The sequence below is a fragment of the Aureibaculum sp. 2308TA14-22 genome, assembly GCF_040538665.1.
GTDB lineage: Bacteria > Bacteroidota > Bacteroidia > Flavobacteriales > Flavobacteriaceae > Aureibaculum.
On the sequence record NZ_JBEWXT010000001.1, the window covers coordinates 1,971,716 to 1,985,969 of the forward strand.

Consider the following 14,254-nt stretch of genomic DNA (forward strand, 5'->3'; position numbering starts at 1 on the left):
TTAACTAAAACCATTTGAGTTAGCGTTTAGTTATTTTCATTTTCATCTAGTTTTTTAGAGACTTTGTTCCAAACCTTGATATCATCATCCTTTGTAATTCCACTTAATATCTCAACATTAATTCCATCGGAAATACCAATTTCAATATCTTTTCTTTCATAAGTATCTTCACCTGTTTTTATTTCCACAAAAGGTTTTTCGGTCTTTCTGTCAAATTGCAATAACGCTTCTTTTATAGACAATACACTATCTTTTTTCTCTAAAACTATATCGGCATTTGCACTATAACCGGCCCTTACAAAATAATCGTCATCTAAGGATACATCTGCTTTAATTTTAAATTGAACCGCACCATTCTCTTCAGTACCTTTAGGTGCTATAAAAGTTAATTTTGCTGGAAATTTCTTTTTATCTATTGCTCCCAAAACCACATTGATATCTGTATCTTCCTTAAGTTTACCTACCTGAGCTTCGTCCACTTGACCTTCAAAAATCATTTTATTCATATCTGCTATAAAAGCAATGGTAGTACCCGCATTAAAATTATTACTTTCAATTACTTGATAGCCTTCTTTTACTGGAATTTCTAATATCATACCTGAAGTGGTAGCCCTAATATTTGTATTGGCAGCACCACCGGAACCTGCAAAACCTTTTCTTATAATTTGATAGTCATTTTGGGCATTTTGCAAATCTTGCTTAGCTTGGTTATACGCCAATTCAATAGTTTCAAATTCAGACCTTGAAATCACACCTTTATCATATAATTCTTTATTTCTGTCATACGAAATTTTTGAATTGTTCAATTGAATCTGAATACTGCTAATTCTACCTCGGGCATTACTTAATGATTGTTCATTAGGTACAACTCTTACCTTAGCGATAAGATCTCCCTTTTTAATTTTAGCTCCTTCTTCGACAAAAATTTTGTCTATAATACCCGAAATTTGAGGTTTTATTTCTACTTCTTCCAAAGGAACAACTTTACCAGTGGCAACAGCCTTTTTCTCTATGTTGGCTTTAAAAGGTTTTTCGGTTTCATAATCGGTAGTTGGTTTACTGTTCATCTTACCGAACCATATTAACACCGCTACAAATGCTAAAGCAATTACACCAAATATTATTTTTTTCTTCATTTTAAATTTATTTTCAGTTGATTGATTTTATTTTTTATAATATTATCTTATTCTTCTCTTAAGGCTTCAATTGGTCTTATACTTACTGCTCTTTGGGCAGGTATTAATCCTATTAATGTCCCCAAGATTATCAATGTAGAAACAGCAATTAAAATAACGGGAATATCTACCGTTGGATTAACCAACGTTGCATCATCACCTTGACCAAAAGCGGCATTTATTACCATTAAAATAAGTCCCCCAAAAATAATCCCTAATGCACCTGCAATCGTAGTTAAAAAAACAGATTCTAAAACAATTTGCCTTCTAATTTCAGCAGGTTTAGCTCCTAATGCCCTTCTAATTCCTATTTCATTAGTACGCTCTTTAACTGTAATTAATAAAATATTACCTATAGCGAAAACTCCAGCAATTAAGGTGGCAATACCTACAAACCATGTCAAGAATTGCATACCCGTTAAAAATCCAGTAACTTTTGCTATCTGATCTCCCAAATTAAAGCTCCCGAATGCTCTGACATCATTAGGGTGGATATCGTGTAAATTTCTTAACATTAATTTAATATCTTCTTCCATTTGCCTAATTTCATATCCTTCATTAGCCGTTACCATTAACCACCCAATATTATCAGCTTGATTGTATATTTGTTGAAAAGTTGTAAATGGAATATGAATACCTCCTTGAGGTCCACCCATTTGGATCTTATTTTTATATAAACCTACAATTTGATAGCTAATTTCATTGATTATAATATATTCACCAATCGGATTTACACCTTTATCAAATAATTGTTTATAAGTATCATTTTCAATTACACATACTTTTTTATTATTTTCAATATCATTATCATTAATAAATCTACCAAAAACCATATGCTTTTTTTGTAATAAATCTAATAAGGGATAATCGCCAAAAACTCCAGAGTTTAGTGTTTTTGTACCATTAACAATTAAAGCTTGTGTAATGTTTCTGGGTAAAATATATTCAATTCCTTTTACTTCAGACTTGATTTTATCTACATCTGCACGTTTTAATTGTACTCTTTTACCCTCTTGAAACCCTTTAAAAGGTATGCTAGTGCTTTGCCCCCAAATAAATACGCTGTTGGTAGCAAAATTTCCAAATAATTTATCAAAATTATTACCCATACCTCTAGCTGCACCCAACAAAACTACCAATAGGAAAATACCCCACATTACGCCAATGATGGTAATTCCAGTACGTAATTTATTCTTACGAATACTACCGTAAATTTCTTGCCATGTATCTCTGTCAAATAAAAACTTCATTATCAATTATCGTTTAATGCTTCTATTGGTTTTATCCTTGCTGCCCTTTTTGCGGGTAAATATCCTGCAATGGTACCAGCAATAACCAACATTATTGTGGCACCAATTACCACACCTATATTTACACTTGGGTCTTTGATAAAGTATTCTTCAAGGCTAGTACCCAATGCTCTCAAAACACCAGTTCCTATCAATAACCCAACATATCCTGCCAAAGCGGTAATAAAAACAGACTCTAACATTATCATACCAATAATAGAACTTGGAGTTGCACCTAAGGCTTTTCTAATCCCTAATTCTTTTGTACGCTCTTTTACAATATATACCATTATATTACTAATACCTATAATACCTGCTATAAGTGTCCCTATCCCAATAAAAAGTATTATTAAATTTAAAACTAACATAAAATTAGATGTATTCTTATTACCTTCTGCATAATTAAATACTCTAATTGCTCTCTGATCATCAGGTGCTACGTCATGCCTGTCTTTCAAAGCTTTAGTTAGACTATAACCAAAAGAAATAGCCTGATCAACATTTAATTTCGGGTTATATGTTAACCCAATATCACCTATTTCATCAGTATTTCCGTACAATCTTTGTACAGTTGTAAAAGGGGCATAAATATATCTTTCATCATTAGACCCGCCAGCGTCAGAAAAAGTACCAATAACTTTATAAGAAATACCTCCTAAATTAATCTCTTTACCTAAAGCACTTAATTGCCCAAACAAATCTTTTTCAACTAACCTGCCTATGGCTATAACTTTTTTTCGCTGCTGTAAGTCCAACATAGTTAAAAATCTACCGCTTTCAACTACTGCAGATTCCAACTGTTGATAACTTGGATAGATTGCTCTTAAAGAGTAACTGTTTTGTTCTCCTTTATAAACTGCTTGCACTTGGCGTTGAATTCTTGGGCTAATTGTATTGACTTTATCTTCAAACTTATCTAAAATAAAATCTATATCATTATTTTCTAACTGAATTTGCCTACCACTTTGTAGTCCTTTATGAGGTTTAGTAGTTCTATTTGCCCAAATGTATATAGATTGCATGGAATCACCTGCAAATTGCTCTTCAAAAGTGTTCTTTAAACCGTTACCTATTCCAAATAGTATGGTAAATAACAATATTGCAAAAGCAATAGTAAAGCCCGAAAGGACTGTCCTCAGTTTATTTTTACCAATAGATTGAAATATTTCTCGCCAACGATCTAAGTCAAACATAATTAAGCTTTTACTTTTTTGTTAACTTTTTCGTCACTTATAATTATACCATCTTTTAGTCTAACTATACGTTTTGTCTGTTCGGCTACTTCTTCTTCGTGTGTAATTACAAAAACAGTCATACCTTCATCGTTAATGTCTTTTAATAAATCCATTACTGAGTCTGTTGTAGTAGAATCTAAAGCTCCTGTTGGCTCATCAGCAAGAATCACCTTAGGTTTTGTAACTAGAGCTCTAGCTATAGCAACCCTTTGCTTTTGCCCACCAGATAGTTCACTCGGTAAATGATTAGCCCATGCACCCAGTTCAACTTTTTCTAGATATTCCATTGCTGTTTTCTGACGTTCTTTTCTGCCTACCCCTGCATAATATAAAGGCATAGAAACATTTTCTAAGGCTGTCTTATAGTTAATTAAATTAAAAGATTGAAACACAAAACCTAAAAATTTATTACGTAGTACAGCCGCCTTCTTTTCATTCAACTTTTCTATCAATTCTCCATTTAGAAAATACTCTCCTTCATCATGAGTGTCTAGTAAACCAACTATGTTCAATAATGTTGATTTTCCCGAACCTGAAGAGCCCATTATCGAAACAAACTCTCCTTCTTTTATAGTTAAATCCAATCCTTTTAAAACATGAAGAGATTCTTTACCCATTGGGTAAGATTTGTGAAGATTTTTAATTTCAATCATTTGGTTAATTTTATTACTAAATTAAGAATTGGGCTGTTGAGACTATCCTAATATTATGTTAAAAGACGAATCAGAATTCATTTTGTAACTTTACTTGATGATAAATTTAGAAAATAAATCAATTATTTTATTTGACGGCGTCTGCAACCTTTGTAACGGGGCAGTTCAATTTATCATTAAACGCGACAAAAGTAAGCATTTTTTATTCGCTTCTTTACAATCTGACGCCGCCCAAGATATTTTGTTACACTTTAATCAAAAAAATTCTGATTTTGATTCGATTATTTTAATAGACAAAGGTGAAATTTATAAAAAATCGACCGCTATTCTAAAGATTACTAGGCACTTAAATGGATTTTGGAAATATAACTATGCACTAATCATAATCCCGAAATTTATTAGGGATTTTTTCTATTCAATTATCGCTCAGAACAGGTATAATTGGTTTGGTAAAAAGGAGAGTTGTATTCTACCTACAAAAGATCTAAAAATGAGATTTTTAGATTAGTTTAGATTTAGTGCGTTCTATTTTTCAACGGGTAACTCGTGTAAACTCCCCCACTCTGTCCATGAACCATCATAAACAGATATACTTTTAAATCCCGCTACTTCTGCACCTAAGGCCAAAATACAAGCGGTTATGCCCGAACCACAAGAAAACACAAGCTCTGATTCTTCTGAAATAAGTGTATTGAATTTTTGAGACAAAACTGGTTCAGACACCATTTTTCCCTTTTCAAGAAGTTCGGTGTAAGGTAAATTCTTAGAATTAGGAATGTGACCACTTCTTAAGCCTTCTCGTGGTTCTGGTCTTTCACCTTTAAATCTATCTGCAGAACGAGCATCCAATATGAGTTTATCTTTATCAGAAATAGCATCTAAAACGTTATCGTAATTATAAATAGATTTCGACTGATAATTGACCTTGAAATTACCTAATTCACCATTAAATTTATTAATTTTTTCGGTGGGATAATTATTGCTTTTCCATTCAGGCAATCCGCCATCCAATACTGCAACGTTAACATGACCCATGGTTTTAAATAACCACCAAGCACGTGGACTGGAATAAATGCCGTGCCTATCATAGACTACAATGGCAGAGTCTATATTTACACCTAATTTTTGGACTTCTTTTTGAAAAATTTCTGGACTTACCAAGGTATTCGGAAACTGAGCCTCTTTGTATGAAAAGACATTCTTAATATCAAAAAATCGGGAGTTCTTTATACCAAATTCTTGATTCAAATCTACCGTAGTTTGTCCAACTTTTGGGATAGTAGCATCTAAAACAATAAGATTTGGTGCATTGCGGTTTTCAAAAAGCCACTGAGAAGAAACAAGAGGCCTTGTTATTCTTAATTTGTTCATAATTTAAAAGGTATTATGGACACAAATATTTTGATCAATCTCTATTTCTTAGGATAGTCATCATCCCATTCTTTTACTTTAGGATCACCCAATTTGTCTACAGATTTTGCCACCACCATAGAAACTGTTGCATCACCGGTAACATTTACAATAGTTCTGCACATATCTAATGGTCGGTCAACCGCAAAAATTAATGCCAGTCCAGCTTCTGGAATTCCAGCTTGAGCCAAAACAATAACCAACATTACCATACCTGCTCCTGGCACAGCTGCACTCCCAATAGAGGCTAAAGTAGCGGTAGCTACAATACCTAATTGCGTAGCAAAATCTAGATCCATACCAAATGCTTGAGCAATAAAAACTGCTGCTACTGCTTGATATAAACTAGTACCATCCATATTTATAGTGGCTCCAATTGGTAGCACAAAACTAGCAACCTCTTCTTCAACACCAATATGTTCGGTAACACGCTCCATGGTAACCGGTAATGTAGCAGCACTAGAACTTGTAGAAAATGCTAATAATTGGGCTGGTGCCATATTTTCCATAAAAGATTTCGGACTTCTTTTAGTGTAGGAAAACATTATAAGATTGTAAACAATTATCATCAATGTTAAACCTATTAAAACAGTAATTGCATACCACCCCAATGCCTTAAACAGATCTAAACTAGGCGATTCTACCACCAGAGCCGCTAACAATGCAAACACCCCATAAGGTGCTGCAAGCATAATAATATCAATCATTTTTAGAATAACTTCATTGAAGCCATCAAAGAATTTTTTAACTGGGTCCGCTGTGGCTTCAGGTATTAAAATCAGTCCTATACCAAAAAAGATAGCAAAAAAGATAACCTGTAACATACTGCCATTGTCAGTAGCCGCTTTAAAAATATTAGAAGGTATTAAATCTTCAAGAGCTTGTAAAGGACCGCTTTCTCTTTGCTTTTGAGCGTTTTCTTGTACCTTAGCAGCATCACCGCTATAATTTTCAACCATTTCAACTCGGGTTTCTTCGGTAATAGAACTTCCCGGTTTTATTACATTAACCAAAAGTAATCCGATAGAAACCGCAATAACAGTCGTTACCAAATAAATAGCTATAGTTCTACCTCCCATTTTTGAAAGTTTGGAGATATCTTTAAGGTCAGATACACCTTTAATTAAAGAACCCAATATTAATGGCACTGCAATTAATTTTAAGGAATTAATAAACATGGTACCAAAAGGTTTTATCCAATCTTGTACAATTTCTTTACCTCCATCAAAATTTGACATTAACCATCCAAAAAGTACACCAACAAACATTCCTATCAATATCTGCCAATGTAAGGCTACTTTTTTCATAAGTTTTGGGTTTAAAATTTTCTGAAAGATATAAAAAAGATATTAAATTAAGTACAAACCTAAAATTAGCATTTCGAAGCAGATCATTTGGATGAAACAAATTGACTTTATGGCATGAAATATGATTATAAATTGTATATTGTAAAACAATTTATTTTAATAACCAATTAAACAGAGAAATGGCAAATTTATTAGATTTATTAAACAGTGATTTGGGTAAAACTTTAATCAATGGTACAAGTCAGCAAATTGGTGCTGATAAAAACACAACAGCTTCCGCATTGAGTGCTGCATTACCTTTAATCTTAGGAGCAATGAAAAACAATGCTAAAACTCCTGAAGGAGCATCAGGATTATTAAATGCTCTAGGAAATGAAAAACACAGTGGTGGTATCTTAGACAATCTAGGTAGTATTTTAGGTGGTGGTGGAATTGATGATGATGTCTTGAGTGATGGTGCTGGAATTTTAGGTCACGTTTTTGGAGGAAAAGAACAAAACGTAGCTGGTGCCGTTAGTAAGTCTAGCGGTTTAGATATGGGTTCTGCAATGCAAATTTTAAAAGTTGCTGCTCCTTTTATAATGGGTGCACTTGGTAAACAAAAACGTCAACAAGGTGTTACTAGCACAAGCGGCTTAGGAGATTTGCTTGGAGGAATGCTTGGAGGTGATGGACAAAACGAACAAAGCATGGTTGAGCGTTTATTAGATTCAGACGGTGACGGAAGTATTATTGACGATGTTGCTGGAATGATTTTGGGAAGTGGGAATAAAAAAAGTGGTGGAATAGGCAGCATATTAGGGGGATTATTTAAATAAACACTTCTTCTAAATATAATCAAAAGCTGAGTTAAAACTCAGCTTTTTTTATATGTTAAATTTATCCTTTTATGAATTTTTAACCATTAAATTTGCAAAAATGTTTGATGCAAATTTAATCAATGTTTAAAAAATTAAAAAAGCGTTGGGGTATCACTTCCAATTTACAAGTGATAATAATTCTTATTGTATTTTCAATAACAGGTTTTACTTCGTTATTTGTTGCTAAACCTATTTTAGAGTTGGTAGGGTTACCTCAAGAAACTACAAACCCTTGGATTTACAGACCCTTAAGAATTTTACTAATCTTCCCTTTTTATCAAATTTTGATTTTAATTTATGGGTGGCTATTTGGTCAGTTTGATTTCTTTTACAATTTTGTAAAGAAATTTTTGAGTAGAATAGGATTCAAATGGCTATTTAGGTAATAAAAAAAGGCCTTCAAAACTGAAGACCTTAACCATTTTTGTTTAATTATCTTAGCTCAATTCTTTTTGAACCATATAATAAAAAGCAGCTCTGTTTTTTTGTCTAATACTAGACATTTGATCAGCTACTTTGTTTATAGCAGCCATAGCTTTATCTTTATCATCCACACCTAACTTTTTTACAACAAAATTATTTCTTACTGTTTCTAATTCAGAAGGATCAGTACCTGATACTAAAATAGCATCTTTGTTGTCAACAATTAATTTCATTCTCCCTACCAAATCATCAAGAAGTCCATGATCTATATTAGATACTCCAGATTCGTTTAGTTGAGATACTGCTTGGTTTTTTAGTTTAGCTAATTTTTCTGCTAATTCACTCATGATAAATGTTTTTGGTTATTAAATAGTTTTTTGTTTAAACAAACAAAATTAATTACATTATGTAATTAGTTGCCTAAGTTAAAAAAAATAATGTTAACGAAATAATAAAATTTTAAACATTTCCTTTTTTAATTACATATTTATAAACCCATGTTAATGTAAATGTGGGTATAAAATCTAATCCAGGTATAAGTTCTTCTAAAAAAGAAACCATTCCACCAATTTTCCCTTCAGTACCTTTAAACATTTTAAAAACTAATATTGCTGAAATTGGTGCCCAAATAATATCACTAAATTCTCCAATTCCTGGAATAACAAATGATAACATTCCAATAGCATCAAATAAAATACTTAATGCTAAAAGTCCAAATTTACTTGTTTGGCTTTTATTTTGGCTTTTTGGTTCTATAATTTCTGGTTCTATAGTATTCATATTTTATATTTATTTAACCAAATACAGCAATAAAAATGCCAAAATTAAGACAGTTTAGAACTTATTAATTTTAAAAACTCATTTCTGGTTTCCATATTTTTAAATGTACCTCTAAAAGCTGAAGTTGTAGTTACGGAATTTTGTTTTTGCACACCACGCATCATCATACACATATGTGAAGCCTCAATTACCACCGCCACGCCTTGAGGCCTAAGCACGTTATTAATTGTGTTTACAATTTGATCGGTTAAACGTTCTTGAACCTGCAAACGTCTTGCAAAAATATCAACTACACGCGGCAGTTTGCTCAGTCCAACAATTTTCCCATTGGGTATATAGGCAATATGGGCTTTACCAAAAAAAGGTAAGATATGGTGTTCACATAAAGAGTACAACTCAATATCTTTTACAATTACCATTTCAGAATAATCTTCATCGAACAAGGCCGATTTTAACACTTCTTCGGCATCCATTTCATAGCCAGAAGTTAAAAATTGCATTGCTTTTGATGCTCTTTCGGGTGTTTTAAGTAACCCTTCTCTGTCTACATCTTCTCCAATACTTTCAATAATAGATTGGTATTTTTTCTTAATATCACCAGTCACTTCAATATTATATTCTTCAAATTTTTTATAAGGCATGAATTTTTATTTTTAAGAGTGGAATATATGAATTATTAAATGATTGGAAAAATTAAAGGCTATCCGATAGCAATCTTGACGACCAGTAAGTTTTGGTTTGCTTCGTTCAAAAACTAGCGTCTCACAAAAAAGAAAGATTTGCCAGAAACGAGTTCCAACAAATCTTTCAAACCAAAAATCAACCAAATTTTTATCCTTTTTTAAGCTTGTCTTTATATTGCTTTTTAAATTTTTCCAATTTAGGATTAATTACCGCACGGCAATATCCTTGATTTTTATTATTATTATAATAATCTTGATGATAATTTTCAGCAACAGAATAGTTATTTATCGCTGTGATTTCAGTTACAATAGGATTTTCAAAAACATTTTCTTTCTCTAAAGCAGCAATCATATTTTCAGCAGCTTTTTTCTGTTCCTCATTATGGTAAAAAATAGCAGAGCGGTATTGCGTACCTACATCGGCACCTTGTCTGTTTAATGTTGTTGGATCGTGTGTACTAAAAAATACCTCCAACAGTTCGGTATAAGTAATTACCTTAGGATCAAAACGCAACCTTATTACCTCAGCATGACCCGTATTACCAGTACTCACTTCCTTGTAGGTAGGATTTTTCACTTCACCACCTGCATAACCAGACTCAACTTTATATACACCTTCCAGTTGTTCAAAAATTGCTTCGGTACACCAAAAACAGCCGTTGCCAAAAGTTGCTAATTCTTTTCCTTCCATAGTTACTTTATTCGTAGTTAATTTCGGATTTTCTTTTTCCTGTTCTGCTTTTAAATTGCAAGAAAAAAGACTCAACATTAAAATTAAAAAAATGCTCCTATTTATCATGGTGTAAATTTAATAAGTAAGACGACGCTCAGGACAAAATATTACAGACTTAAGAAAACTTTAACACTGACCGTCCAATTCTGAAAACGCTTAAATCATTATGACCTTACAGTTTTGGGTTTTAACGTAGTTAAATCTTCAATTTTTATAGGCTTTCCTTGCTCAATACTACGTCTGGCACCAATACCTATGAGTATAGACATTGCTCCATCTCGGAGACCAGCGGTTCTACCAAATTCATCTTTAACTCCATTATCCTTAAAAATTTTATTTTGTAAACGTTTATCTCCACCACCATGCCCACTTCTCTCCATACCGACTTCAACTGTCTTATGCTTTTCCCAAAGCTTATGAACAATAACGGGTTCAAAATACTTTTCATCATCATTAGTTTGTTGCATCTCCTTGGCATGTTTTTCAGCTTCGCTCAAGGTTTTATTTTCATAATAAGGAATATCTTGCCAAGCTTCAATCCGACCTTTTGTACCATTAAATGACACACGCCATCCTTCAAAAGGAGAATAAGTGGTCAAAGAATAATTTAATATTGTATTGTCCATGTATTTAACCTGAGCGGACATTTTATCGTAAATATCAATTTCTTCACGGAATAAACAGTTGTCCCGGATGTAACCATCTTCATGCTCATGATCTACATACAATTTTTTTGAAAACTGGTCTTTATTAATATCCCAATAAAAATCACAATCTGTTTTATGCTCACAACTTCTACAATTCTTTCCTCTAAAAGGTCCGTTCTTACCATAAAATTCTAAATCGCCATAAGCAAATACCTCTTTGGGTTCGGAATTTATCCACCAATTGAGCAAATCAAAATGATGCGTAGCTTTATGCACCCAAAGTGACCCTCCACTATTCATCTGTCCGTGCCACCTTCTAAAATAAGAAGCACCGTGATACGTGTTTAAATACCAATGAAAATCAACGGAAACTAATTTTCCGATAGAATTACCAGACAATAATTCTTTAATTTTAGTCGCATAAGGGCTCCATCTATAATTAAAGCCAACAATTAAATTTTTATTAGATTTTTTCTCTGCATCAATAATAGATTGGCATTTAAATTCATCAATCGTTAAAGGCTTTTCCGTTAACACGTCGCAACCCATTTTCAAACCTTTTACAATAAATTCATCGTGAGTAGAATCTTTGGTAGTTACAATAACCAAATCTGGTTTTGTAGTTTTTACCATTTTTTCAAAATTGGTAAAAGTAGGGCAATTAGTACCAATGTATTTTCTACCATATTCTAAACGACTTGGATTAATATCACAAAGTCCAACAAATTCTAAGATATCAGAGTATTCATCAACCAATCGTTTGCCCCAAAAAGTAATTCCTCTAATACCCGTTCCTATTAGCACTATTTTCAATTTTTTTGAGCCAAATTTAAAAGCATGTAAAGGAACGGCACTACTAACTGCTAATAAACTTATAGATGCTAAAAATTTACGTCTTGAAGTCTTCATAATAGGGTTTTAATGGCTTACATAGTTTGTACAGTCTTATTTCTAAGGTATTAATCTCTACCAATCAACTTATTGGGGAATTGCACCAAACTTTCGGCACCGTTTTTTCCGACACTTGCCACGCCAAACAAATAGTTATCGATAACGATATTTTTTAAGGTATAGTCGTTTGTTTTTCCCACAAAACGGCTATATTGCCATTGTGGAGATGTAGTATCTCGCCAATATACTTTATAGCCTTGCAAATTGTCATCTTCAACGGCATCCCATTGCAATCGGGTTGAGGGCTTTACGGCTCCACCAATTTTTACGTTTTTTGGAGCTAAAGGTGCAGATGCTAGTGAAGCCAAGGTCAATGCGTTTACCGCCGTAAGCTTGGCGGCATAATCAAAGTTAACAGATTCTATTACATCACCATATTTAATACCATTCTCTGTACGGATATCTTGGTGTTGCTCATTGTAATTTTCGTGAGTTTCCATAATACGAACACCAGTAAATCCAGCATCGTTAAAAGGTCTATGATGCCCACCTCTACCAAATCTATCTAATCTGTAAATCATAATAGCATCCAAATTGGTCATATAATCATCGGTAAGTTTATCAATGTACCGTGCCAACTGTCGTGATGGACCATCAACTTCTCCCCCATAATAACGCATGGCAGCTCTTTGTCTATCCGTTGTCTCCATAGAAATTGCCTCCGAAAAAACCCGAAACGTACTGTTATCAATTACGCCATCAATTCCCTTTATATTTCCAATCATATCGTTATTAATAACCCCAATAATATCCCAACCTTTTTCTTTAGCAACTTTTGCCATGTGCTGCCCACCATACAGACCTTGCTCCTCACCGGAAAGTCCTGCATAAATAATAGAAATCGGAAATTTATAGTTGCTCAATACCCTTGCGGCTTCAATGGTTCCGGCCATACCCGAAGCATTATCATTAGCTCCAGGGCTATCAGAAGTAAAATTATTGGCATCAGAAACGCGGGAATCTATATCTCCCGACATAATTACATAACTATTTGGGTATTTTGTACCACGTTGTACCGCAAGGACATTTACGATTTCCACGTCTTTAACGATTCTACGATTGTTTTTCGGTACTAAATTCCGTTGATAGCTGACCTCCAAACAGTTATTACAATTTTTAGAAATGACATCAAACTCCGATTTTATCCAACGTCGTGCCGCTCCAATACCACGGGTTTTGGAAACGGTATCAGACAAAGTGTGGCGGGTACCAAAATTGACTAGCGTTTTAATGTCTTTTTCAATACGTTCAGCAGAAGTTGCTGTGGCTATTTCAGCAAGTTTTTTTGAAATGTCGGATTGGGCGGAAACTGTGAATGTAATAAATAGTAGAATAAAAAAGGAAATTGCTTTCATAACTAGTTGATAGATTATTAATTATTTCGTTATTTTCGTAAAAATAATCAAAATATGAAGAAATTAACAATCCTCCTTTTGGTATTCACTTCTACATTCTTGTACTCACAAAATACGGATAAACCTAAATTTTGGGAAAAAGTACAGTTTGGCGGTGGTTTGGGCTTAAGCATCAGCAATAATTTTACCACAATTTCCATTGCACCCAGTGCTATTTATAACTTTAACCAATATGTTGCCGTTGGTCCGGGATTGAGTTATTTATACTCAAAGAGCGGTACTTTTAAAGCAAATGTATTTGGAACGGGGCTGATTACTCTATTTAATCCTGTACAGAATTTGCAACTCTCTGCCGAGTATGAGCATTTATTTGTTAATCAAAAAAATGGTTTTGAAAAATCAAGTTTTGATTACCCTGCTTTATATGTTGGTGGAGCCTATCGAATGGGAAATTTTTCTGCAGGGTTACGCTATGATGTGTTGTATAATGCGAATAAAACAATTTATGCCTCAGCATTTTCTCCGATTATAAGGTTTTATTTTTAATTAAGCTCTTTTCTTTACAAAATGTTTTAATTGTTAAGGCTATTATAAAAATGAATACAAATACCATTTCATAATTAAATTCCACAATCTCACTCCAGAAAAAACCAGCTATAAAAACCAAATCCAAAATTATATTAAAAAGACTTGGAAGCTTAAATTCTAAATTACTTTTAAAAAGGTCATAACAAAGTAGCACAGCAAATACAA

16 protein-coding genes are annotated in these 14,254 nt (G+C 33.1%); 4 read left to right on the top strand and 12 right to left on the bottom strand.

Going from position 1 to position 14,254, the window contains the following annotated elements:
• Nucleotides 1-26: 26 nt before the first annotated feature.
• Genes U5A88_RS08745 through U5A88_RS08760 form a run of 4 tightly spaced genes read right to left on the bottom strand, consistent with a single transcriptional unit; the run spans nt 27 to nt 4,352 of the window.
• On the bottom strand, nt 27-1,136 hold the full coding sequence (locus U5A88_RS08745) for an efflux RND transporter periplasmic adaptor subunit (RefSeq protein ID WP_354205608.1): 1,110 nt from the start codon (nt 1,134-1,136) through the stop codon (nt 27-29).
• 47 nt (nt 1,137-1,183) lie between these two features.
• Nucleotides 1,184-2,425 (bottom strand): ABC transporter permease, encoded by a 1,242-nt coding sequence (locus U5A88_RS08750; RefSeq protein WP_354205610.1) that lies wholly within the window; start codon nt 2,423-2,425, stop codon nt 1,184-1,186.
• Nucleotides 2,426-2,427: 2 nt separating this feature from the next.
• Complete coding sequence (locus U5A88_RS08755) at nt 2,428-3,657, bottom strand: ABC transporter permease (RefSeq protein WP_354205612.1); 1,230 nt, start codon at nt 3,655-3,657, stop codon at nt 2,428-2,430.
• 2 nt (nt 3,658-3,659) lie between these two features.
• The gene (locus U5A88_RS08760) at nt 3,660-4,352 is read right to left on the bottom strand and encodes an ABC transporter ATP-binding protein (RefSeq protein WP_354205614.1); all 693 of its coding nucleotides are present in this window, start codon (nt 4,350-4,352) and stop codon (nt 3,660-3,662) included.
• A gap of 97 nt (nt 4,353-4,449) precedes the next feature.
• Here U5A88_RS08760 and U5A88_RS08765 point away from each other — a divergent pair, with 97 nt between their 5' ends.
• Nucleotides 4,450-4,860 carry a thiol-disulfide oxidoreductase DCC family protein gene (locus U5A88_RS08765; RefSeq protein WP_354205616.1) on the top strand — a complete coding sequence of 137 codons (411 nt, stop codon included), beginning with the start codon at nt 4,450-4,452 and terminating at the stop codon, nt 4,858-4,860.
• A gap of 17 nt (nt 4,861-4,877) precedes the next feature.
• Here U5A88_RS08765 and U5A88_RS08770 read toward each other — a convergent pair whose 3' ends face one another.
• Together U5A88_RS08770 and U5A88_RS08775 are read right to left on the bottom strand one after the other, a co-directional pair.
• The gene (locus tag U5A88_RS08770; RefSeq protein ID WP_354205618.1) at nt 4,878-5,723 is read right to left on the bottom strand and encodes a sulfurtransferase; all 846 of its coding nucleotides are present in this window, start codon (nt 5,721-5,723) and stop codon (nt 4,878-4,880) included.
• Nucleotides 5,724-5,764: 41 nt separating this feature from the next.
• On the bottom strand, nt 5,765-7,069 hold the full coding sequence (locus U5A88_RS08775) for a dicarboxylate/amino acid:cation symporter (protein ID WP_354205619.1): 1,305 nt from the start codon (nt 7,067-7,069) through the stop codon (nt 5,765-5,767).
• A 179-nt stretch (nt 7,070-7,248) separates the two neighbouring features.
• On the opposite strand from U5A88_RS08775, the gene U5A88_RS08780 reads away from it, so the two are divergent.
• Together U5A88_RS08780 and U5A88_RS08785 are read left to right on the top strand one after the other, a co-directional pair.
• Nucleotides 7,249-7,887: a DUF937 domain-containing protein gene (locus U5A88_RS08780; RefSeq protein ID WP_354205620.1), complete on the top strand. Its 639-nt coding sequence runs from the start codon at nt 7,249-7,251 to the stop codon at nt 7,885-7,887.
• 122 nt (nt 7,888-8,009) lie between these two features.
• Complete coding sequence (locus tag U5A88_RS08785; RefSeq protein WP_354205622.1) at nt 8,010-8,315, top strand: DUF6787 family protein; 306 nt, start codon at nt 8,010-8,012, stop codon at nt 8,313-8,315.
• Nucleotides 8,316-8,366: 51 nt separating this feature from the next.
• Here U5A88_RS08785 and U5A88_RS08790 read toward each other — a convergent pair whose 3' ends face one another.
• From U5A88_RS08790 to U5A88_RS08815, 6 genes are all read right to left on the bottom strand, one after another.
• The gene (locus tag U5A88_RS08790; RefSeq protein WP_354205624.1) at nt 8,367-8,699 is read right to left on the bottom strand and encodes a DUF2853 family protein; all 333 of its coding nucleotides are present in this window, start codon (nt 8,697-8,699) and stop codon (nt 8,367-8,369) included.
• Between the two features lie 112 nt (nt 8,700-8,811).
• The gene (locus U5A88_RS08795) at nt 8,812-9,132 is read right to left on the bottom strand and encodes a hypothetical protein (RefSeq protein ID WP_354205626.1); all 321 of its coding nucleotides are present in this window, start codon (nt 9,130-9,132) and stop codon (nt 8,812-8,814) included.
• Nucleotides 9,133-9,176: 44 nt separating this feature from the next.
• On the bottom strand, nt 9,177-9,773 hold the full coding sequence (gene folE / locus U5A88_RS08800) for a GTP cyclohydrolase I FolE (RefSeq protein WP_354205628.1): 597 nt from the start codon (nt 9,771-9,773) through the stop codon (nt 9,177-9,179).
• A 190-nt stretch (nt 9,774-9,963) separates the two neighbouring features.
• The gene (gene msrA, locus U5A88_RS08805) at nt 9,964-10,614 is read right to left on the bottom strand and encodes a peptide-methionine (S)-S-oxide reductase MsrA (protein WP_354205630.1); all 651 of its coding nucleotides are present in this window, start codon (nt 10,612-10,614) and stop codon (nt 9,964-9,966) included.
• Nucleotides 10,615-10,712: 98 nt separating this feature from the next.
• On the bottom strand, nt 10,713-12,104 hold the full coding sequence (locus tag U5A88_RS08810) for a Gfo/Idh/MocA family oxidoreductase (protein WP_354205632.1): 1,392 nt from the start codon (nt 12,102-12,104) through the stop codon (nt 10,713-10,715).
• A gap of 50 nt (nt 12,105-12,154) precedes the next feature.
• On the bottom strand, nt 12,155-13,501 hold the full coding sequence (locus U5A88_RS08815) for a M28 family metallopeptidase (RefSeq protein WP_354205634.1): 1,347 nt from the start codon (nt 13,499-13,501) through the stop codon (nt 12,155-12,157).
• A gap of 54 nt (nt 13,502-13,555) precedes the next feature.
• Between U5A88_RS08815 and U5A88_RS08820 the strand changes: the two genes are divergently transcribed.
• Nucleotides 13,556-14,047: a hypothetical protein gene (locus U5A88_RS08820; protein WP_354205636.1), complete on the top strand. Its 492-nt coding sequence runs from the start codon at nt 13,556-13,558 to the stop codon at nt 14,045-14,047.
• The last annotated feature ends 207 nt before the right edge of the window (nt 14,048-14,254 follow it).

Bases quoted from the DNA above. Each gene is read 5' to 3' on its own strand.
- msrA (WP_354205630.1), bottom strand. From the start codon at position 10,614: ATGATAAATAGGAGCATTTTTTTAATTTTAATGTTGAGTCTTTTTTCT.
- U5A88_RS08810 (WP_354205632.1), bottom strand. From the start codon at position 12,104: ATGAAGACTTCAAGACGTAAATTTTTAGCATCTATAAGTTTATTAGCA.
- folE (WP_354205628.1), bottom strand. From the start codon at position 9,773: ATGCCTTATAAAAAATTTGAAGAATATAATATTGAAGTGACTGGTGAT.
- U5A88_RS08760 (WP_354205614.1), bottom strand. From the start codon at position 4,352: ATGATTGAAATTAAAAATCTTCACAAATCTTACCCAATGGGTAAAGAA.
- U5A88_RS08750 (WP_354205610.1), bottom strand. From the start codon at position 2,425: ATGAAGTTTTTATTTGACAGAGATACATGGCAAGAAATTTACGGTAGT.
- U5A88_RS08795 (WP_354205626.1), bottom strand. From the start codon at position 9,132: ATGAATACTATAGAACCAGAAATTATAGAACCAAAAAGCCAAAATAAA.
- U5A88_RS08815 (WP_354205634.1), bottom strand. From the start codon at position 13,501: ATGAAAGCAATTTCCTTTTTTATTCTACTATTTATTACATTCACAGTT.
- U5A88_RS08745 (WP_354205608.1), bottom strand. From the start codon at position 1,136: ATGAAGAAAAAAATAATATTTGGTGTAATTGCTTTAGCATTTGTAGCG.
- U5A88_RS08790 (WP_354205624.1), bottom strand. From the start codon at position 8,699: ATGAGTGAATTAGCAGAAAAATTAGCTAAACTAAAAAACCAAGCAGTA.
- U5A88_RS08770 (WP_354205618.1), bottom strand. From the start codon at position 5,723: ATGAACAAATTAAGAATAACAAGGCCTCTTGTTTCTTCTCAGTGGCTT.
- U5A88_RS08785 (WP_354205622.1), top strand. From the start codon at position 8,010: ATGTTTAAAAAATTAAAAAAGCGTTGGGGTATCACTTCCAATTTACAA.
- U5A88_RS08755 (WP_354205612.1), bottom strand. From the start codon at position 3,657: ATGTTTGACTTAGATCGTTGGCGAGAAATATTTCAATCTATTGGTAAA.
- U5A88_RS08775 (WP_354205619.1), bottom strand. From the start codon at position 7,069: ATGAAAAAAGTAGCCTTACATTGGCAGATATTGATAGGAATGTTTGTT.
- U5A88_RS08765 (WP_354205616.1), top strand. From the start codon at position 4,450: ATGATAAATTTAGAAAATAAATCAATTATTTTATTTGACGGCGTCTGC.
- U5A88_RS08820 (WP_354205636.1), top strand. From the start codon at position 13,556: ATGAAGAAATTAACAATCCTCCTTTTGGTATTCACTTCTACATTCTTG.
- U5A88_RS08780 (WP_354205620.1), top strand. From the start codon at position 7,249: ATGGCAAATTTATTAGATTTATTAAACAGTGATTTGGGTAAAACTTTA.